The sequence below is a fragment of the Azotobacter vinelandii CA genome, assembly GCF_000380335.1.
GTDB classification, from domain to species: Bacteria; Pseudomonadota; Gammaproteobacteria; order Pseudomonadales; family Pseudomonadaceae; genus Azotobacter; species Azotobacter vinelandii.
Genome location: NC_021149.1, coordinates 4,816,846 through 4,835,827, shown reverse-complemented (window position 1 = coordinate 4,835,827; position 18,982 = coordinate 4,816,846). Strand labels below are relative to the sequence as shown.

19 protein-coding genes are annotated in these 18,982 nt (G+C 66.9%); 16 read left to right on the top strand and 3 right to left on the bottom strand.

Annotated features, from left to right (window positions below):
* Positions 1–86 precede the first annotated feature (86 nt).
* The 7 genes from hemC to AVCA_RS21715 all read left to right on the top strand — a co-directional run bounded on the left by hemC (position 87) and on the right by AVCA_RS21715 (position 6,292).
* Complete coding sequence (gene hemC / locus AVCA_RS21745) at positions 87–1,025, top strand: hydroxymethylbilane synthase (protein WP_041807441.1); 939 nt, start codon at positions 87–89, stop codon at positions 1,023–1,025.
* The gene (locus AVCA_RS21740) at positions 1,022–1,810 is read left to right on the top strand and encodes a uroporphyrinogen-III synthase (RefSeq protein ID WP_012703226.1); all 789 of its coding nucleotides are present in this window, start codon (positions 1,022–1,024) and stop codon (positions 1,808–1,810) included. Before hemC ends, AVCA_RS21740 begins: the two co-directional genes overlap by 4 nt.
* A 16-nt stretch (positions 1,811–1,826) precedes the next feature.
* Positions 1,827–2,942 carry a uroporphyrinogen-III C-methyltransferase gene (locus AVCA_RS21735; protein WP_231876220.1) on the top strand — a complete coding sequence of 372 codons (1,116 nt, stop codon included), beginning with the start codon at positions 1,827–1,829 and terminating at the stop codon, positions 2,940–2,942.
* Positions 2,939–4,171, top strand: a complete 1,233-nt coding sequence (locus tag AVCA_RS21730) for a heme biosynthesis HemY N-terminal domain-containing protein (protein WP_012703224.1) — start codon at positions 2,939–2,941, stop codon at positions 4,169–4,171. Before AVCA_RS21735 ends, AVCA_RS21730 begins: the two co-directional genes overlap by 4 nt.
* A 134-nt stretch (positions 4,172–4,305) precedes the next feature.
* Positions 4,306–4,797, top strand: coding sequence for a disulfide bond formation protein B (locus tag AVCA_RS21725; protein ID WP_012703223.1), 492 nt, complete (start codon positions 4,306–4,308; stop codon positions 4,795–4,797).
* A 205-nt stretch (positions 4,798–5,002) separates the two neighbouring features.
* Positions 5,003–5,470, top strand: a complete 468-nt coding sequence (locus AVCA_RS21720) for an Rsd/AlgQ family anti-sigma factor (RefSeq protein WP_012703222.1) — start codon at positions 5,003–5,005, stop codon at positions 5,468–5,470.
* 135 nt (positions 5,471–5,605) lie between these two features.
* Positions 5,606–6,292, top strand: a complete 687-nt coding sequence (locus AVCA_RS21715; RefSeq protein ID WP_012703221.1) for an AlgP family protein — start codon at positions 5,606–5,608, stop codon at positions 6,290–6,292.
* A gap of 11 nt (positions 6,293–6,303) precedes the next feature.
* Here AVCA_RS21715 and AVCA_RS21710 read toward each other — a convergent pair whose 3' ends face one another.
* On the bottom strand, positions 6,304–6,753 hold the full coding sequence (locus AVCA_RS21710) for a TIGR02444 family protein (RefSeq protein WP_012703220.1): 450 nt from the start codon (positions 6,751–6,753) through the stop codon (positions 6,304–6,306).
* Positions 6,754–6,803: 50 nt separating this feature from the next.
* Here AVCA_RS21710 and abc-f point away from each other — a divergent pair, with 50 nt between their 5' ends.
* The 6 genes from abc-f (at position 6,804) to AVCA_RS21685 (ending at position 12,468) form a co-directional block, all read left to right on the top strand.
* On the top strand, positions 6,804–8,705 hold the full coding sequence (abc-f, locus tag AVCA_RS21705) for a ribosomal protection-like ABC-F family protein (RefSeq protein WP_012703219.1): 1,902 nt from the start codon (positions 6,804–6,806) through the stop codon (positions 8,703–8,705).
* 51 nt (positions 8,706–8,756) lie between these two features.
* Entirely contained in the window at positions 8,757–9,515 is a 759-nt protein-coding gene (locus AVCA_RS21700; RefSeq protein ID WP_012703218.1) for a TerC family protein, read from the top strand.
* Positions 9,516–9,623: 108 nt separating this feature from the next.
* Positions 9,624–9,923 carry a FeoA family protein gene (locus AVCA_RS21695; RefSeq protein ID WP_012703217.1) on the top strand — a complete coding sequence of 100 codons (300 nt, stop codon included), beginning with the start codon at positions 9,624–9,626 and terminating at the stop codon, positions 9,921–9,923.
* Between the two features lie 8 nt (positions 9,924–9,931).
* Positions 9,932–11,779, top strand: a complete 1,848-nt coding sequence (gene feoB / locus AVCA_RS21690; protein ID WP_012703216.1) for a ferrous iron transporter B — start codon at positions 9,932–9,934, stop codon at positions 11,777–11,779.
* Positions 11,780–11,793: 14 nt separating this feature from the next.
* Positions 11,794–11,949, top strand: a complete 156-nt coding sequence (locus tag AVCA_RS25610) for a FeoB-associated Cys-rich membrane protein (RefSeq protein ID WP_012703215.1) — start codon at positions 11,794–11,796, stop codon at positions 11,947–11,949.
* Positions 11,950–12,018: 69 nt separating this feature from the next.
* Positions 12,019–12,468 carry a YaiI/YqxD family protein gene (locus tag AVCA_RS21685; RefSeq protein WP_041807439.1) on the top strand — a complete coding sequence of 150 codons (450 nt, stop codon included), beginning with the start codon at positions 12,019–12,021 and terminating at the stop codon, positions 12,466–12,468.
* 6 nt (positions 12,469–12,474) lie between these two features.
* Here the strand turns inward: AVCA_RS21685 and elbB are convergent, their stop codons facing one another.
* On the bottom strand, positions 12,475–13,128 hold the full coding sequence (gene elbB / locus AVCA_RS21680; RefSeq protein WP_012703213.1) for an isoprenoid biosynthesis glyoxalase ElbB: 654 nt from the start codon (positions 13,126–13,128) through the stop codon (positions 12,475–12,477).
* Between the two features lie 357 nt (positions 13,129–13,485).
* Here elbB and hemB point away from each other — a divergent pair, with 357 nt between their 5' ends.
* Positions 13,486–14,499, top strand: coding sequence for a porphobilinogen synthase (hemB, locus tag AVCA_RS21675; RefSeq protein ID WP_012703212.1), 1,014 nt, complete (start codon positions 13,486–13,488; stop codon positions 14,497–14,499).
* Positions 14,500–14,517: 18 nt separating this feature from the next.
* Positions 14,518–16,740 (top strand): polyphosphate kinase 1, encoded by a 2,223-nt coding sequence (gene ppk1, locus AVCA_RS21670; RefSeq protein ID WP_012703211.1) that lies wholly within the window; start codon positions 14,518–14,520, stop codon positions 16,738–16,740.
* Between the two features lie 46 nt (positions 16,741–16,786).
* On the opposite strand, the gene ppx is transcribed toward ppk1, so the two are convergent.
* Positions 16,787–18,292, bottom strand: coding sequence for an exopolyphosphatase (ppx, locus tag AVCA_RS21665; RefSeq protein ID WP_012703210.1), 1,506 nt, complete (start codon positions 18,290–18,292; stop codon positions 16,787–16,789).
* A gap of 303 nt (positions 18,293–18,595) precedes the next feature.
* Here ppx and trxA point away from each other — a divergent pair, with 303 nt between their 5' ends.
* Positions 18,596–18,922, top strand: coding sequence for a thioredoxin TrxA (gene trxA, locus AVCA_RS21660; protein WP_012703209.1), 327 nt, complete (start codon positions 18,596–18,598; stop codon positions 18,920–18,922).
* The last annotated feature ends 60 nt before the right edge of the window (positions 18,923–18,982 follow it).

The following is an 18,982-nucleotide window of genomic DNA, read 5'->3' as shown; positions in this document are numbered from 1 at the left end:
AGGGCGGCATGCCATCCGGGCGGGACTGCCCAGTTCGCGGCCCGATCCTGCTATCATCCGCGCCAATCCGTCGTCCTGGAATGCCCATGCCCCGCGAGATCCGCATAGCCACCCGCAAGAGTGCCCTGGCCCTGTGGCAGGCCGAATATGTCAAGGCGCGCCTGGAGCAGGCCCATCCGGGACTGGCGGTCAGCCTGGTGCCGATGGTCAGCCGCGGCGACAAGCTGCTCGACGCGCCGCTGGCGAAGATCGGCGGCAAGGGTCTGTTCGTCAAGGAGCTGGAGACCGCCCTGCTGGAGAACGCGGCCGACATCGCCGTGCACTCGATGAAGGACGTGCCGATGGAGTTTCCCGAAGGGCTCGGCCTGTATTGCATCTGCGAGCGCGAGGACCCGCGCGACGCCTTCGTCTCCAATGCCTTCGCCAGCCTCGACGAACTGCCGGCCGGCAGCCTGATCGGCACTTCCAGCCTGCGTCGCCAGGCCCAGTTGCTGGCACGCCGGCCGGACCTGAAGATCCAGTTCCTGCGCGGCAACGTGAATACCCGCCTGGCCAAGCTGGACGCCGGCGAGTACGACGCCATCATCCTCGCCGCCGCCGGTCTGATCCGCCTCGGTTTCGAGGGACGCATCCGTTCCCGCATCGCCATCGCCGACAGCTTGCCGGCCGGCGGCCAGGGCGCGGTGGGCATCGAGTGCCGCAGCGCCGACCGGGAGATCCAGGCCCTGCTCGCCCCGCTCGACCACGCGCCGACCGCCCTCCGGGTCGGTGCCGAGCGTGCCTTGAACAAGCGCCTCAACGGTGGCTGCCAGGTGCCCATCGCCTGCTATGCCGAGCTGGAGGACGGCCAGTTGTGGCTGCGTGGCCTGGTCGGCCAGCCGGACGGCCGCCTGCTGCTGCGCGCTGAGGCCCGTGCTCCCGCCGATGAAGCCGAGGCGCTCGGCGTTCGGGTGGCCGAGGCGTTGCTGGCCCAGGGCGCGCAGCGGATTCTGGCGGCGGTCTACGGCGAAGGCGAACGGCCGTGACGGTACGGTCGGACGCCGGCGGGTGGCGCCTGCTGCTCACCCGTCCGGCCGAGGAATGCGCCGTTCTGGCCGATTGCCTGAGCGAGGCGGGCATCTGCAGCAGCAGCCTGCCGCTGCTGGCCATCGAGCCGCTGGCGGAAGCCCCGGAACTGCGCAGCCTCTTTCTCGATCTCGACCGCTACAGCGCGGTGATCGTGGTCAGCAAGCCCGCCGCTCGCCTGGGGCTGGAGCTGCTCGACCGCTACTGGCCGCAGCCGCCGGCCGATCAATGCTGGTTCGGCGTCGGCCGGGCGACCGGCGAGATCCTCGCCGATTACGGCCTGACGGTCGCCTGGCCGACCGCCGGCGAGGACAGCGAGGCGCTGCTGGCGCTGCCCGGACTGGCCACGGCATTGGCCGTACCCCAGCCGCGGGTGCTGATCCTGCGCGGGGAGGGCGGTCGCGAGTTCATCGCCGAATCGTTGCGCAGTCGGGGGCTGGCCGTCGATCATGTCGAACTCTACCGGCGAACCCTGCCGGACTACCCGCCCGGCACCCTGCTCGAGCGGGTCCGCACGGAGCGCCTGAACGGCCTGCAGATCAGCAGCGGGCAGGGATTCGAGCATCTGCGCCAACTGGCGGCGGCTGACTGGCCGGCACTGCTTCGGATACCCTTGTTCGTGCCGAGCCCGCGGGTCGCCGAACTGGCCCGCGCGGCGGGATTCCGGACCGTCGTGGACTGCCATGGCGCCAGTGCCACTGCCTTGCTGGCCGCGCTTCAGGGCCGCCCAGCGCCGACCTTTTGACCCGAAGGATGTATACGTGAGCGAAGCAGCCCCCCCGAACATTCCCACGAACAATGATGAACAACCGCTCGCCGCGCCCGCCCCGACCAGCCAGAGTGGTGGCGGAGTTTCCGGCGCCGTGGCCGTCCTGGCCCTGCTGATCGGCGCCGGCGGCGCGGGTCTCGGCGGCTGGGGCCTCTGGCAGTTGCGCGAGATGCAGGCCGGCGAACTGGCGCAGAACAGCCGCTTCGAGTCGGCGCTGAGCAGCCAGATGGATGCCCTGAGGCAGAGCGAGCGGAGCATCACCAGCCGCCTGTCGCAGTTCCCGGCGCGCTCCGAACTGGAGGAGCACGAGCGCACCATGGCCATGCTCGAGAGCGGCCAGGAGAAGCTGGTCCAGCGTCTCGACAAGCTGACCGGCGCCAGCCGCGAGGACTGGCGGCTGGCCGAGGCCGAATACCTGCTGCGCCTGGCCAACCTGCGCCTGACGGCCATGCAGGACATCGGCAGCGCCCAGCGTCTGCTCGAGGCGGCCGACGGCATCCTCCGCGAACTGGACGATCCGGCTTCCTTCCCGGTGCGCCAGGCGCTGGCGCGCGGCCTCGAGTCCCTGCGCAGCCTGACGCCGCCGGACCGCATCGGCCTCTTCCTGAGCCTCGGCGCGCTGCGCGAGCAGGTCGCCCAGCTCAAGCCCCTGGCGCCCGTCTACGAGCAGGAGCAGGCACCGGTCGTCGCCGACCGCTGGCAGCAGTGGTGGGAAAAGATCTCCCGCTTCGTGCGCGTCGACCTGCATGCCGATCAGGACATCCGCCCGCTGCTGGCCGGACAGAACCTGGCGCAGGTCCGCCTGACCCTGGCACTGGCCCTGGAGCAGGCCCAGTGGGCGGTGTTGAACGCCTCTCCCGACATTTATCGGCAGGCGCTGCAGCAGGCTCAGGAGGTGCTGGCCGGCCAGTTCAATCCGGACCATCCGCAGAGCGCCGCTCTCGGCAAGCGCCTGAGCGAACTCTCCAGGCAGCCGGTGGCGCAGCAGATGCCCGATCTGTCGCAGACCGTGAGCACCCTGCAGAACTACTTGCAGCGTCGCCAGGCGCAACGTGAGGAGGCCGAAGCCGCCGCCGCGGCGAAGAAGAAGGAGGGCGCCCGTCAATGAGCCGCCTCTATCTGCTCCTGCTGGTGGTCATCGCCGGCGCAGCCCTGCTCGGCATGGCTATCGCCGAGCATCCTGGCTACGTGCTGTTCGCCTACAAGGGTTATCGGTTCGAATCCAGCCTCTGGGTCTTCCTCGGCCTGTTGCTGGTGCTGGTCGCCGCCTTCTTCGTCCTGCGCTGGGTGGTTGGCCTGATCGCCGCCTCGGCCGGCGTGGTGCTGCCCTGGTCGCAGCGCAACCGTAACCGGCGCGCCCGCCAGGCCGCCTTGCACGGCCAGCGCGATTTGGCCGAGGGCAACTGGCAGCAGGCGCTGCACAAGCTGACCCGGGCCGCGGCCACCGACCAGCAGCCGCTGGTGCATTACCTAGGCGCCGCCCGGGCGGCCAACGAGTTGGGCGAGTACGCCCAGAGCGACGACCTGCTGCGCCAGGCCCGCGAGCGCGAGCCGAAGGCGGAGGTCGCCATCGGCCTGACCCAGGCCCGGCTGCTGATCGACCGCAGCGAATACCGTCAGGCGCTGGGCGTCCTGCAGCAATTGAACGAGGACCACCCCCAGCAACCCTATACCCTGAGCCTGCTGCAGAAGCTCTACGTCCAGTTGCAGGACTGGCCGGCACTTTGCCGGCTGCTGCCGGTGCTGCGCAAGCGCCGGGTGCTGCCCGCCGACAAGCTGAACGGACTGGAGCATCTGGCCTGGGCCGCAGCCCTGGAGCAGATCGGCAAGGGCGAGCTGAAGGAGGGCGAAACCGCCCGCAGTCTCGTGACCGGCTGCTGGAGCCAGATCCCCTCGTCGCTGCAGCACGACCCCGACCTGCTCTACGCCTACGCCACACGCCTGCGCGAGCTGGACGCCGAGGACGAGGCCGAGGCGGTCCTGCGGGCGGCCCTCAAGCAGCACTACGAGGGGCGTCTGGCCTACCTCTACGGCCAGGTGCGCAGCAGCGATCCGGCACGACAACTGAATCTGGCCCACAGCCTGCTGGAGAAGCAGCCGAACGATCCGCTGCTACTGCTGACCCTGGGTCGCCTGTCCTTGGTCAACGAGCAGTTCGACAAGGCGCGGGAGTACCTGGAGGCCAGCCTGGCCCTCAGCCGCAGCGCCGAGACCTGCGCCGAGCTGGCACGCCTGCTGGCCCAACTGGGTGAAACCGAGCACAGCAACCGCTTGTTCCAGGAAGGGTTGAAGCTCGAACGGGCTCCTGCCCTGCTGTCCGAGCCGGCCACCCCCTGAGGCTGGCCTTTCTCCTCTTCGTGCGAGCGAATGCAGAGCTCGACACGAATCGAGCGTCCCGGAAGCTTTCGCGCCTTGAAAGCCCGGGGCGCTTTCCTCTACCGTAGCGCCCTTGTCTTCGACTCGGAGCAGCCATGAACCTGGCCAGTCCACGTTCTCTCTTCCTTCTCGCCTTTCTCGGTTGCGTCGCGTTGCTCGGCGGTGCGCTCTACCTGGAGCATGGCGTCGGTCTGGAACCCTGTCCGCTGTGCATCGTGCAGCGCATCTTCGTCATCCTCTTCGGTCTGATCTGCCTGGTCGCCGCTCTGCATGGCCCGGCACTGGCCGGCCAGCGGTTGTATGCCGGCTTCGCCCTGCTCGCCGCGCTGGGCGGTGCGGCCACCGCCGGGCGCCAGGTCTGGCTGCAGAACATTCCGCCGGAGCAGTTGCCGTCCTGCCTGCCCAGCCTGGAATACATGCTGGAGGCCCTGCCATTCCAGGAGATCGTCCGCCAGGTCCTGCACGGGACGGCCGACTGCGCCGAGGTCGGCTGGACACTGTTCGGCATGAGCCTGCCGGAGTGGAGCCTGCTGGCCTTCGTCGCGATGCTGCTGTTCGCCCTGCTCCAGTTGCTACGCCGGGCCTGACCCTTCCCTGGACGCCGCTGCGGCGCCTCGAACAAGCGTATGAACTTTCGTCGGCGCATGGCTTGTCGGTGCGGCGCGACGGGCATACTCTGCGGCCATGTGTCAGTCGATCCCGTCGTTCGATCGCACTTTTCCCAAGCCGGATGCATCGATATAGCGAGCCCTTCGTGGGTCTGAACATAAACAACAGTAGGGAAGCCAGACCATGCTTGAAATCCGCCAAGACGCCCAGGAACGCTGGGATGGTGTCCATCTCCTGATCGATCGCTGGCTGGCCGAGCGCCGGGACCTGCTCGAAGCCTTCGATAGCGTTGTTCGCCAGCAGACCATACCCGCGGCCAGCGCCGAAGCCCTGCAGGTCTTCTGCGAACTGTTGGTCGATTACGTTTCCGCCGGCCATTTCGAGGTCTACGAGCAATTGATGGGCGAAGCCGAGTCCTTCGGCGACCGCCGCGGGCTCGGACTGGCCAGGCAGATCTATCCCCGTCTCGAGGCGATCACCCAGGCGGCGTTGGCCTTCAACGACCGTCTGGATAACGGCGATTGCCTGGATGGTTCGCTGAGCCGGGAGATCGAGGCGCTCGGTGGTCTGTTGCGCGAACGCTTCGAACTGGAGGACTGCCTGATCGAAGTGCTGCACAACGCGCACTGGCAGATCGCCGCCAGCGCCTGACGCTCTGGCGCAGGCCTTTGCCGCCTGTTCGCAGAGGCCGGCTTTTCGTACGCGAGTCTTTTGCCTGCGCTGGTTTCGTTGGCGGTTGTGAGTCGGGTGAGTAGTATGATGGAGTCCCTTCGCTAGGAGCATGTCATGCCGACCAAGAAGCCCCCTGTCACGACCCCGCTGCATCTGCTGCAGCAACTTTCGCAGAGCCTGCTCGTCCATCTGGAGGAAGCCTGTTCCCAGGCGCTGCAGGATGCCGAGAAGGCGCTGGCCAAGCTGGAGAAGCAGCGCAGCAAGGTTCAGGAGAAGCTGCATGAGGCGCGCGCGAAGCTGCAGGATGCCGCGCTGGCCGGCAAAGCCAAGGCGCAGGTCCGGGGCAGGAAGGCGGTCGACGAACTGGAGCCGCTGCTCGACGATCTCAAGGCGCGCCAGGCGGAAACCCGCGACTACATCGTCCGGCTGCGCCATGACACCCTGCAGGCGCTGGAGCTGGCGCAGGGGGTCGCCCAGGTGAGGGAGGCCGTGGCCCAGGCGCTGGTGGCGCCGGCCGAGCGTCCAGAGAGCAAGCCGGTACCGAAAGCGGTGGGGCGCAAGCCGGCCGCATCCCGTCGCGCCAAGCCCCCGGTCGAGACCGTGGCGCCTGCCGGCGAGGCGCCGGCCAAGCGTACGACGACACGCGCGCCACGTCCGGCTGCGGCGGCCGAATCGCCCGCCAAGCCGGCGACGACCCGCAAGCCGGCGGTGAAGCGGAGCCGTGCCAAGGCGGCCGTCAGCCCGGCCGAGCCTGTTGCGGCAAGCGCTCCTGTCGTGCCCGGCGAGCCGGATCTGTCCTGATCCGTACCGCCTCACGTCGCCGCGCGCAGGCTGGCGAGCGCCTCGCGGCAGCCTGCAGCCGGGCCCGCCAGCTTCTCCAGCCAGCTCCTCGCGGCCTCGGGCGCTGCCGGCCAGTCACGACTGGCCGCCTCCAGGCGCTGCAGTTGCGCCCATTCCGCATCCAGCTCCAGTGCTTTCAGGCGCTCCCGCAGCTCGTCCAGAACGGGATCGCTGCTGGCCGCCGGGCGCCAGTCCTGGCGCAGTCGGCGCAGGGGCGCGATCACCTGTGTCCGCCAAGGCTGCGCAAGCCGCTGCAGTTCGGCGCAGCGTTCGGCCGTGCACTCGATGCCGTGTGTCTCCAGCCAGACAGCGCAGAGCAGCAGGCAGACATCGGCCCCTTGCTCCTGCAATTCCAGGCAGGCGGCCTCGACACCCGGACGCAGGTACAACCCCAGAGCGAAAGCCTGCAGATCGCGCGGCATGTCGTGTCCCTCCGCGGCACACGGCGAAGCTGGTAAACTCCGCCGCCATCATGATTCGACTCCAGCATCTTACCCTGCAACGTGGTCCGCAGCGTCTGCTCGAGGACGCCGAGCTGACCCTGCACGCCGGCCAGAAGGCCGGCCTCATCGGTGCCAACGGCGCCGGCAAATCCACCCTGTTCGCTCTGCTGCGCGGCGAACTCTCGCCCGATGCCGGCGACTGCCAGTTGCCGGCGGACTGGCGCATCGCTCACATGCGTCAGGAGGTCGACGACCTCGAACGCCGGGCGGTCGATTACGTGCTCGATGGCGATGCCGAGCTGCGGCGCATCCAGCGCGAACTGGCGGCGGCGGAGTCGAGCCACGACGGTGTAGCCATCGCCCGCCTGCACACCGAGCTGGACAATGCCGACGGCTATACGGCCGACGCCCGGGCGCGCAAGCTGCTGGCCGGGCTGGGCTTCGCCGCCGAGCAGATGGAGCGTCGGGTCGGCGATTTCTCCGGTGGCTGGCGGATGCGCCTGAACCTGGCGCAGGCGTTGATGTGTCCCTCCGACCTGCTGCTGCTCGACGAGCCGACCAACCACCTCGACCTCGACGCCATCCTCTGGCTGGAAGAATGGCTGAAGGGCTATCCCGGCACCCTGCTGCTGATTTCCCACGACCGCGACTTCCTCGATGCCGTGGTCGATCATGTGGCGCATCTGGAGCAGCGCAAGCTGACCCTCTATCGCGGCGGCTACTCGGCCTTCGAGCGTACCCGCGCCGAGCGCCTGGCCCAGCAGCAGCAGGCCTACGAGAAGCAGCAGGCGCAACGCGCCCACATGGAGAGCTTCATCCGCCGCTTCAAGGCCAAGGCGACCAAGGCACGCCAGGCGCAGAGCCGGATCAAGGCGCTGGAGCGGCTGGAGGAGCTGGCGCCGGCGCACGTGGATTCGCCTTTCGATTTTCGTTTTCGCGAGGCCGACAGGGTTTCCAGCCCGCTGCTCGACCTGTCCGAAGGACGCCTCGGCTACGGCGACAAGGCCGTGCTGGAGAAGGTCAAGCTGCAGTTGGCGCCCGGCGCGCGCATCGGCCTGCTCGGCCCCAATGGCGCCGGCAAGTCGACCCTGATCAAGACCCTGGCCGGCGAACTGCAGCCGCTGTCCGGGCGCCTCGCGCGTGGCGAGAACCTGGTGGTCGGTTACTTCGCCCAGCATCAGCTGGATGCCCTGGACGCCAAGGCCAGCCCGCTGCTGCACCTGCAGCGCATCGCTTCCGGCGAGCGCGAGCAGACCCTGCGCGATTTTCTCGGCGGCTTCGATTTCCGCGGTGCTCGCTGCGACGAGCCGGTGGGCAATTTCTCCGGTGGCGAAAAGGCCCGGCTGGCCCTGGCGCTGATCGCCTGGGGCAAGCCCAATCTCTTGTTGCTCGACGAACCGACCAACCACCTCGATCTGGAAATGCGCCTGGCCCTGACCCTGGCCTTGCAGGATTTCGAGGGGGCGGTGCTGGTGGTTTCCCACGACCGCCATCTCCTGAAGAGCACCACCGATGAGTTCCTGCTGGTCGCCGACGGTCGCGTGCAGGGCTTCGACGGCGATCTCGAGGACTACGCCCGCTGGCTGGTGGATTATCGCGCCCGCCAGGCGCCGGTTACCCCGGCCGCCGAGCGCGTCGACAAGCGCACCCAGCGCCAGGCCGCTGCCGCCTTGCGCCAGCAGTTGGCACCGCTTCGGCGGCAGGCCGAGAAGCTGGAGCAGGAACTGGGCCGTGTGCAGGAAAAGCTCGCTGCCTTGGAGGTCCGGCTTGGCGATAGCGCACTCTACGAGGCCGCGCGCAAGGACGAACTGCGCCAGTTGCTGTCCGAACAGGCCACTCTCAAGAGTCGCGAGGGTGAACTGGAGGAAGCCTGGCTGGAGGCCCTGGAAGCCCTCGAGTCTCTGCAGGCTCGGCTGGAGGCCGATGCCTGAGCGCAGGACATGGACAGGATTTTCCATCCCCACCGCGAGAGGTAGCCTCGAATGGAGTGGCTCGCCAACCCGCAGACTTGGGTCGCGCTCCTTACCCTGACTGCTCTGGAAATCGTTCTCGGCATCGACAACATCATTTTCATTTCGATCCTGGTCAGTCGCCTGCCGAAGGGGGAACAAACCAGGGCTCGCCTCCTCGGCATGGCGCTGGCCATGGGGACGCGGATCCTGCTGCTGCTGTCGATCACCTGGGTGATGCGCCTGACCCATGATCTGTTCGCGGTGTTCGGCCAGGGTATCTCCGGACGCGACCTGATCCTGTTCTTCGGCGGTCTGTTCCTACTGTTCAAGAGCACCCTGGAAATCTGGAGCAGCCTCGAGGGCGAAGCGCAGGAGGAAGCCCATGGGGGCCGTGCCAGGGCTGGCCTCGTCGGCGTGATCCTGCAGATCGCGCTGATCGATATCATCTTCTCCCTGGACTCGGTGGTCACCGCGGTCGGGCTGGTGCAGAACCTGCCGGTGATGATCGCCGCGATCATCATCGCCGTGCTGCTGATGATGGCCGCTTCCGGCGCCATCGGCGAGTTCATCGATAAGCACCCGTCGCTGAAGATGCTCGCACTGTCTTTTCTCATCGTGGTCGGCACCCTGCTGGTGGCCGAGTCTTTCGAGGTGCATGTGCCGAGGGGCTACATCTACTTCGCGATGATCTTTTCCCTGATCGTCGAGACGCTCAATATCCGCATGCGCAGCGTTCTCAAGCGCAAACCCGGCGAGCCGGTGAAATTGCGCAAGGATTTGCCGGGCTGAGGCTTCGGCGCGGCAGGGCGCTGTCGATCGCCGCCGCTGCCCTTTTGTTGCACTTGGCTGCCGCATCCGCCAACATTAATAATCAATCTCGATTATTGAGACTCAGGAATGCCCAGTAAAACCTTCGACGGCAGCGACGCATCGTCCGCCCACACCCCTTTGCACCGGCTACCCAAGGGCTCCAGGGCCAGGGTCGTGGAAATCGCCGCCAGCGCCCTGTTCGGCGACATGGACGATCAGGTGACCTTGCGGCTGAAAGAGTTGGGCTTTCTGCCCGGCGCCACACTGCAGGTCATCGGCTTCGGCCTGTTCGGCACCGATCCGATCGCCGTGCGCATCAACGGTACCAAATTCGGCCTGCGCCGCGCCGAAGCCGAGAAAGTCCTCGCCATCCTTCATTCCGCGTGATGCCCCCCATGTCCCAGTCCGTTCTGCACTTCGCTCTGGTGGGCAACCCCAACTGCGGCAAGACCGCGCTCTTCAACTGCCTGACCGGCGCCAGGGCCAAGGTGGCGAACTATGCCGGCGTCACCGTGGAAAAGCGCAGCGGCCCGCTGGCCGGCCTGTCCCGCCCGGCCGAACTGATCGACCTGCCCGGCACCTACAGCTTGTACGTGGCCTCGCCGGACGAGCAGGTGGCGCGTCGCGTCATCCTCGGCGAGATGCCCGGCGAAGTGCGTCCCGACGCGCTGGTGGCGGTCGTCGACGCAACCAACATCAAGCTGGGCCTGCGCCTGGTGCTGGAGCTGAAGGCGCTGGGCCTGCCGATGATCCTGGTGCTCAACCTGGCCGACGCCGCCCGCCAGCGCGGCATCAACATCCGTACCGACCTGCTGGCCGAGCGCCTGGGCATGCCGGTGGTGGAAACCGTCGCCGTGCGCCGCAACGGCGTGGCCGCCCTGCAGGCCGCCCTGCGCACCCTGGCCCTCGACCTGAAGAGCCGCACGGGCAGTCTCGGCCTGCCCGAGCGAGGCGAGGCGGTGGAGTCCCTGTATGCGCGCATCGACGCCCTGCTGGCCGACTGCGTCGAGGCGCCGGCATCCGCACCGCGCTGGCAGGACCGGCTGGATGCGCTGGTCATGCACCCGGTGCTGGGACTGGTGATCCTCGCGGCTACCCTGCTGTTGATGTTCCAGGCGGTATTCGCCTGGGCGGCGCCGCTGATGGATGGCATCGAGGCTCTGGTCGGCTGGTTGGGCGGGCAGGTCGGCGCACTGCTGCCGGAGGGCATCCTGCATGACTTCGTGGTGGACGGCCTGATCGCCGGGATGGGCAGCGTGCTGGTCTTCCTGCCGCAGATCATCATCCTGTTCGCCTTCATCCTGGCGCTGGAGGATTCCGGCTACCTGCCCCGTGCGGCCTTCCTGCTCGATCGCATGATGCGCGGCGTCGGCTTGTCCGGCCGCTCGTTCATCCCGCTGCTGTCCAGCTTCGCCTGCGCGGTGCCCGGGATCATGTCCACGCGCTCGATTTCCAATCCGCACGAGCGTCTGGTCACCATCATGACGGCGCCGCTGATGACCTGTTCGGCGCGCCTGCCGGTATATGCGCTGGTGATCGGCGCCTTCGTGCCGCAGCGCACGGTCTGGGGCCTGTTCAATCTGCAAGGAGTCACCCTGTTCTGCCTGTACGTCGCCGGGATCGCCAGTGCCGCGCTGGTGGCCTGGGTCTGCCGCCGGCGGCAGGGGAAGAGCGAGTCCTTCCCGCTATTGCTGGAGCTGCCCAATTACCGCTGGCCCAATCTGTACCACTTCCTGCTGGGTCTGAAGGAACGCGCCTGGATTTTCCTCCGCCGCGTGGGGACCATCATCCTCGCGCTGTCCATCGTGCTGTGGTTCCTGGCGACCTTCCCCGGTGCGCCGGAGGACGCCGCCCTGCCGGCCATCGAATACAGCTTCGCCGGTAAGCTGGGTGCGCTCATGCAGCCGCTGTTCGAGCCGCTGGGCTTCAGTTGGCAGATGTGCATCGCCCTGATTCCGGCCATGGCCGCGCGCGAGGTGGCGGTCAGCACGCTGGCCACCGTCTATGCGGTGGGCGGTGGCGACGCCGCGCTGGGCAGCACCCTGGCCCATAGCTGGAGCCTGCCGGTGGCACTGGCCTATTTGGCCTGGTTCGTCTATGCGCCGCAGTGCCTGTCGACCATCGCCGTGGTCAGGCGCGAAACCAACTCCCGGCGGGCCACGCTGATCTTCACCGCGTACCTGTTCGCCCTGGCCTATGTCGCGGCGCTGCTGGTGCGCCATCTGGCTGCGGCCTGGGCCTGAAGGAGCGCGACGGGATGGACGGGCAGTGGATTCAGGGCGCCATCGTCGGGTTGATGGTCATCGGCGCGCTGCTCTATCTGCTGCGCCGCTACCTGCCGCGTCGGCACAAGGCGACGGAGGCGGGGAAGCGTGGCAAGTGCGACGGCTGCTCCGGCGGCGGTTGTCACTAGGAGCCCCGTTCCGGGGGCCTTGTCCGGCTGTTTTTCGTCATGTTGGCGTTTTCCCGAAGGAGTCGAGACGTGCGCGTGTGGATCGATGCCGACGCCTGCCCGCGGGCGGCCAAGGATCTGGTGATCAAGTTCGCCTTGAAGCGCAATTTCGAAGTGCTGCTGGTGGCCGGCCAGAGCCAGGCCAAGCCGGCGTTCGCCTGCGTACGGCTGATCGTGGTGCCGAGCGGTCTCGATGCGGCCGACGATTACCTGGTGGAGCACGCCGAATCAGGGGATCTGGTGATCTGCAGCGACATCCCGCTCGCCGACCGCCTGTTCAAGAAGGGGGTGGCCGCGCTGGACCCGCGCGGCCGGGAGTTCGACGAGCGCAACATGGGCGAGCGTCTGGCGCTGCGCAACCTGCTCAGCGACCTGCGCGACCAGGGCCAGATGGGTGGTGGCCAGCCGCCCTACGGCGAGCGCGAGCGGCAGGCCTTCGCCAATGCCCTGGATCGCCTGCTGGTGCGTCTGAGCCGCTGAGCCGGCTCAGGCCAGTTCGAGGACGCGATCGACCAGCTTGTTGATGCCGCCGGCGGTTTCGCCGATCGACTTGGCGAGCATGTAGGCAGGCGTGGTGACCAGCTTGCGCTCGGTGTCGACGACGATCTCGTCCACCGCGCAGTTTTCATGCTGGGCGCCCATCTTGGTCAGGGCGGCGGCGGTGTCCGGATCGTTGCCGATGGTGCAGACCACGCCGGGACCGTAGATTCTCGCAGCCAGCGCCGGCGCGATGCAGATCAGGCCCACCGGCTTGCCGGCCCGGGCGAAGGCCTGGGCGAAGGCCAGCACGTCGGGCTGCACCGTGCAGTTGGCGCCGCTGACCGCGAAGTCGGAGAGGTTCTTCGCCGCACCGAAGCCGCCGGGCAGGATCAGCGCATCGAAGTCCTCCACCTTGCCTTCGCGGACATCCTTGATGTTGCCACGGGCCAGGCGTGCCGCCTCCACCAGCACGTTGCGGCTTTCCTGTACTTCCTCGCCGCGGTAGTGGTCGATCACATGCAGTTGCGGAACGTTCGGCGCGAAGCACTGCACCTGGGCGCCGCGCTGGTCGAGGCGCAGCAGGGTGAGCACGCTCTCGTAGATTTCGGAGCCGTCGTAGACGCCGCAACCGGAGAGGATGACGGCAACTTTCTTGCTCATTGGAACCTCCTGGAGTGGGCCGGGCTCCCGCATGTGCGGCAGATCCCGGCAGGACTGGTGAAGGATACCGCCGATCCGTGCGGGATGGGCGACCGTTGGCCAATCCTAGCCGCTCGCCGCCCGGAGCGACATGGCGGCGATATGGCCGGGACGGCCTCGGGGCTTTGCCATGCGCTTTTCGGGACGGGCTTTGTGGCGCCTTCCCGGGCAAAGTGCTGGCTCTCGGCGGCGGGGCTGGCGACAATGGGCATGGAGCGATGAGCTGCCAGCACTCGCGCCCTGATTGTCATATTTCGGTCATCTACTCGGCTTATAACTGTCATGCTGCGCCCGCCTGTCCGGGTCCTGGAGTCCGCCGTGAGCTTTATCCCCGCCAATCGCCTGTTCCCCGCCACCCGCCTGCGCCGCAACCGCCGCGACGAGTTTTCCCGTCGTCTGGTACGCGAGAACGTGCTCACTCCCGACGATCTGATCCTCCCGGTGTTCGTGCTCGACGGCGAGAATCGCCGTGAGCCGATTCCGTCGATGCCCGGCGTCGAGCGTCTGTCGATCGACCTGCTGCTTAAGGAGGCCGAAGCGCTGGTGGAGCTGGGGATCCCGCTCGTCGACCTGTTCCCCTACATACCCGCCGAGCGCAAGTCGCTGGACGCCGCCGAGGCGTGGAATCCGGACGGCCTCATCCAGCGCGCGATCCGTGCCCTTCGCGAACGCTTCCCCGAGCTTGGCGTAATGACCGACGTGGCGCTCGATCCCTATACCACCCATGGCCAGGACGGGATCATCGACGAGGACGGCTACGTGCAGAACGACGTGACCATCGACGCCCTGGTCAAGCAGGCTCTGTCCCATGCCGAGGCTGGCGCGCAGATCGTTTCGCCCTCGGACATGATGGACGGGCGCATCCAGGCCTTGCGCGAGGCCCTGGAGCTGGCCGATCACACCAACGTGCGGATCATGTCCTATTCGGCGAAATACGCCAGTGCCTATTATGGTCCTTTCCGCGATGCCATCGGCTCCGCCGGCAATCTCGGCAAGGGCAACAAGTTCACCTATCAGATGGACCCGGCCAATGGCGACGAGGCCCTGCACGAAGTGGCCCTCGATCTGGCCGAAGGCGCCGACATGGTGATGGTCAAGCCGGGCATGCCCTACCTGGATGTGGTCCGCCGGGTGAAGGACGAATTCCGCGTGCCGACCTTCGTCTACCAGGTCAGCGGCGAGTACGCCATGCACATGGCGGCGATCCGGAACGGCTGGCTGGGAGAGGCGGTGATCCTCGAGTCCCTGATCGCCTTCAAGCGCGCCGGAGCCGATGGCATCCTCACCTACTTCGCCAGGCGTGCGGCGGAGCTGCTAAAACAAGGGCATTAACTTTCCCGGGAAGTACAGATGAACACTGAAGGTCTCAACGACAAAGCCTTGCTCGAAGCCGAACCGGCGGACGAGGCGTCCGCCGGGCTGCAGAAGGGTGAGCCCGGACAGGAGGAGGCACCCGTCCAGGGCGAGCCGGCCGCGGAGGCGCCGCACGCATCGGTGCAGAGCCTGGACGACACCAGCCTGTACATCCATCGCGAACTGTCCCAGTTGCAGTTCAATGCCCGCGTATTGGCGCAGGCGCTGGACGAATCCTATCCGCCGCTCGAGCGGCTGAAGTTCCTGCTGATCTTCTCCAGTAACCTCGACGAGTTCTTCCAGATCCGCGTCGCTGGTCTGAAGAAGCAGGTCGCCTTCGCCCGCGAACTGGCCGGCGCCGATGGCTTGCAGCCGCATCAGGTGCTGCCCTGGATCAGCGATCAGGTGCATGAACTGGTGGATCGTCAGTACGCCATCCTCAACGAGGTGCTGCTGCCCGAGCTGGCGCGCCACCAGATCAATTTCATCCGTCGCCGGAACTGGACGCTCAAGGTCAAGGCCTGGGTGCGCCGCTACTTCCGCGAAGAGATTGCGCCGATCATGACGCCGATCGGTCTCGATCCGACGCACCCCTTCCCGTTGCTGGTGAACAAGAGCCTGAACTTCATCGTCGAGCTGGAGGGGCTGGACGCCTTCGGCCGCGATTCCGGTCTGGCGATACTACCGGCACCGCGCCTGCTGCCGCGGGTGATCCGTATACCGGAGGAGGTCGGCGGTCCGGGCGACAACTTCGTCTTCCTTTCCTCGATGATCCATGCGCATGCCGACGACCTGTTCCAGGGCATGAAGGTCAAGGGCTGCTACCAGTTTCGCCTGACCCGCAACGCCGACCTGTCGGTGGACGAGGATGTCGAGGACCTGGCCCGCGCCCTGCGCGGCGAACTGTACTCCCGGCGTTTCGGCGATGCGGTGCGGCTGGAGGTGGTGGACACCTGCCCGCAGCACCTGACCGGCTATCTGCTCAAGCAGTTCGGATTGTCCGAGGCGGAGCTGTACCGGGTCGACGGCCCGGTCAACCTGACCCGCCTGTTCAGCATCACCGGCCTGGACAGTCATCCCGAACTGCAGCATGCACCCTTCACTCCGGCGATTCCCAAGGCGCTGCAGAACAGCGAGAACATGTTCAACGTGATCGGCAAGCAGGACATGCTGCTGCTGCATCCGTTCGAGTCCTTCACGCCGGTAGTCGATCTGCTGCGCCAGGCGGCCAAGGACCCCCATGTACTGGCGATCAAGCAGACGCTGTACCGCTCGGGGGCCAACTCGGAGATCGTCGACGCCCTGGTGGAAGCGGCGCGCAACGGCAAGGAGGTCACTGCGGTGATCGAGTTGCGCGCGCGCTTCGACGAGGAGTCCAACCTGCAACTGGCCAGTCGCCTGCAACAGGCCGGCGCGGTGGTCATCTACGGGGTGGTCGGCTTCAAGACCCATGCCAAGGTGATGCTGATCCTGCGCCGCGAGAACGGCGAGCTGCGCCGCTATGCGCACCTCGGGACCGGCAACTACCACACCGGCAATGCCCGGCTGTATACCGACTACAGCCTGCTGACCGCCGACGTGGCGCTGTGCGAGGACGTCTCCAAGCTGTTCAGCCAGTTGATCGGAATGGGCAAGACCCTGCGCATGAAGAAGCTGCTGCACGCGCCCTTCACCCTGAAGAAGGCCCTGCTCGACATGATCGCCCAGGAGACTCAGCATGCCAGCGAAGGCCGGCCGGCGCACATCATCATCAAGGTCAACGGCCTGACCGACGCGAAGATGATCCGGGCGCTGTACAAGGCCAGCCAGACCGGGGTGCGGGTCGATCTGATCGTGCGCGGCATGTGCTGCCTGCGTCCGGGCATCCTGGGGGTTTCGCATAACATCCAGGTGCGCTCGATCATCGGCCGTTTCCTCGAGCACACGCGAGTGTTCTACTTCCTCAACGGCGGCGAGGAAAAGATCTATCTGTCCAGTGCCGACTGGATGGAGCGTAACCTCGACCGGCGGGTCGAGACCTGCTTCCCGGTCGAGGGCAAGAAGCTGATGCTGCGGGTGAAGAAGGAGCTGGAGGCCTACCTCGGCGACAACACGCAGAGCTGGCAGTTGCTGCCCGACGGCAGTTACGTGCGCAACAGCCCGAGCGGCAACCAGAACCCGCGCAACGCGCAGGCCATGCTGCTGGAGAAGCTGAGCAGTCCCACGCTGGGTACCCGCTGAGGATACGCGGCGGAGCCCACCGGATGGCGGGCCCGCCGCCAGGCCCTCAGCGCGCCTGGATGGTATAGCCGACCCGCGCCAGCCACTCGGCTTCCTGGGCGAAGTCGGCCTGGGTCAGCGGATTGGCGTTCAGCCAGCCCTCGGGGAAGATCAGCTCCAGCGTGCGTTCGCTGGCGCGGAACTGCACCTTGGGCATTTCCTGGGTTCCCCTGATGTGGTGGAAGAGGATCGCGACCCGCAGCAGGATGCACAACCGCACCAGTTTGTCGCCATCGTCGCTGCTGAACTCGCTGAACTTGTCCCGCGGGATGTTGCGCCGGTGGCCACGGACCAGCAAGGCAAGCATCTGCTGATCCTTGCGCGAGAAGCCGGCCAGGTCGGAGTGCTCGATCAGGTAGGCGCCGTGCTTGTGGTAGTGATAGTGGGCGATGTCCAGGCCGATCTCGTGCACCCGCGCCGCCCAGCTCAGCAGTTCGCGATAGCTGTCGTCCTCCAGGCCCCAGGCCTCGGCCACCTGGTCCAGCGCGGAGAGCGCCTTGGCCTCGACCCGCGCCGCCTGCTCCACATCGACGCGATAGCGCTCCATCAGCGAGACCAGGGTGCGCTCGCGGACGTCCTCGTGATGGTGGCGGCCGAGCAGGTCGTAGAGCACGCCTTCGCGCAGGGCGCCGTCGGAATAGATCATCGTCTGCAGCGACAGGGCGTTGAACACGGCCTCCAGCACCGCCAGGCCGGCAGGGAAGATGGCGCGGCGGTCCGGCTTGATGCCTTCCAGGTCGAGCTTGTCCACCTCGCCGATCTTGAACAGCTTGCGCTTCAGCCAGGCGATGCCTTCGGCGGTCACCTCGCCGTTGCTGTAGCCGCCGGCCTGGATCGCCTGGCCGATCGCGCGGATGGTCCCCGAGGAGCCCACCGCCTCCTGCCAGCCCGTGCGCTGCAGGGCGTTCTCGATGGCCATCAGCTCCAGGCGCGCCGCGGTATAGGCTCGGGTATAGCGGGCCGGGGTGATCTTGCCATCGGCGAAATGCTGGCGGGTGTAGCTGACGCTGCCCATCTGCAGGCTTTCGCGCAGCAGCGGCTCGAAACTCTCGCCGATGATGAATTCCGTGCTGCCGCCGCCGATGTCGACGACCAGGCGCTTGCCGGCTGCGCTGGGTAGTGTGTGGGAGACGCCGAGATAGATCAGGCGCGCCTCCTCGCGGCCGGAGATCACCTCCACCGGATGCCCGAGTATTTCGTTCGCGCGGCGGATGAATTCGTTGCGGTTGCGCGCTTCGCGCATGGCGTTGGTGGCGACGATACGCACCGCCCCCCTGGGCAGGCCGTTGATCAACTGGGCGAAGCGGCGCAGGCAGTCGAGGCCGCGTTGCATGGCTTCCTCGCTGAGCTGGTGCTGGTCGTCGAGCCCCGCTCCCAACTGGACCTTCTCGCCCAGGCGCTCGAGCGGGCGGATCTCGGTCTGGTCGGCTTTGGCCAGCACCATGTGGAAGCTGTTGGAGCCAAGATCTATGGCGGCAATCAGGGGAAAGTTCTCGGCTTGGGTCTTTGGCATGTCAGGGTCTCGATGGCAGAACCGCGCCGTCCGGCCACGGGAAGAGCGGTTGTACCAGTTTACGGATGAAGGGTCCAAGGGCCTGTATGGTAAACGGTTCATTATAAGGCCCGACCCCGCTCGAGGACGATGCGCCCGAATGTCCCTTGGTGAAGCTGCGGGGCGACGGGCAGGCGGCGGCCCCGCACGGCCGGATGCCCCCGGCCGCTCTGCCGGGGCCGGGGTGGCGCGCTCGCCTTCCTGTGCCGATCAATGCGGGCTATCATGTCCGGAAATTTGTGCTTCCGACCACGGAGATTTTCCATGAGCGAACTCATCACCAATGTCAGCGACGCCAGCTTCGAGCAGGACGTGCTTCAGGCCGAGGGGCCGGTGCTCGTCGACTATTGGGCCGAATGGTGCGGGCCGTGCAAGATGATCGCCCCGGTGCTCAACGAAATCGCCAAGGATTACGAAGGCCGGCTGAAAATCTGCAAGCTCAACATCGATGAAAACCAGGGTACTCCGGCGAAGTACGGGGTGCGTGGCATTCCGACCCTGATGCTGTTCAAGGGCGGCAATGTCGAGGCGACCAAGGTGGGCGCCTTGTCGAAATCGCAGTTGGCCGCCTTTCTCGACAGCAATATCTGAGTTCGCCCGTCAAGCGCATCCTTCGCTCCCGGGCCGGCTGGAAGCATGAAAGCCAGGAGT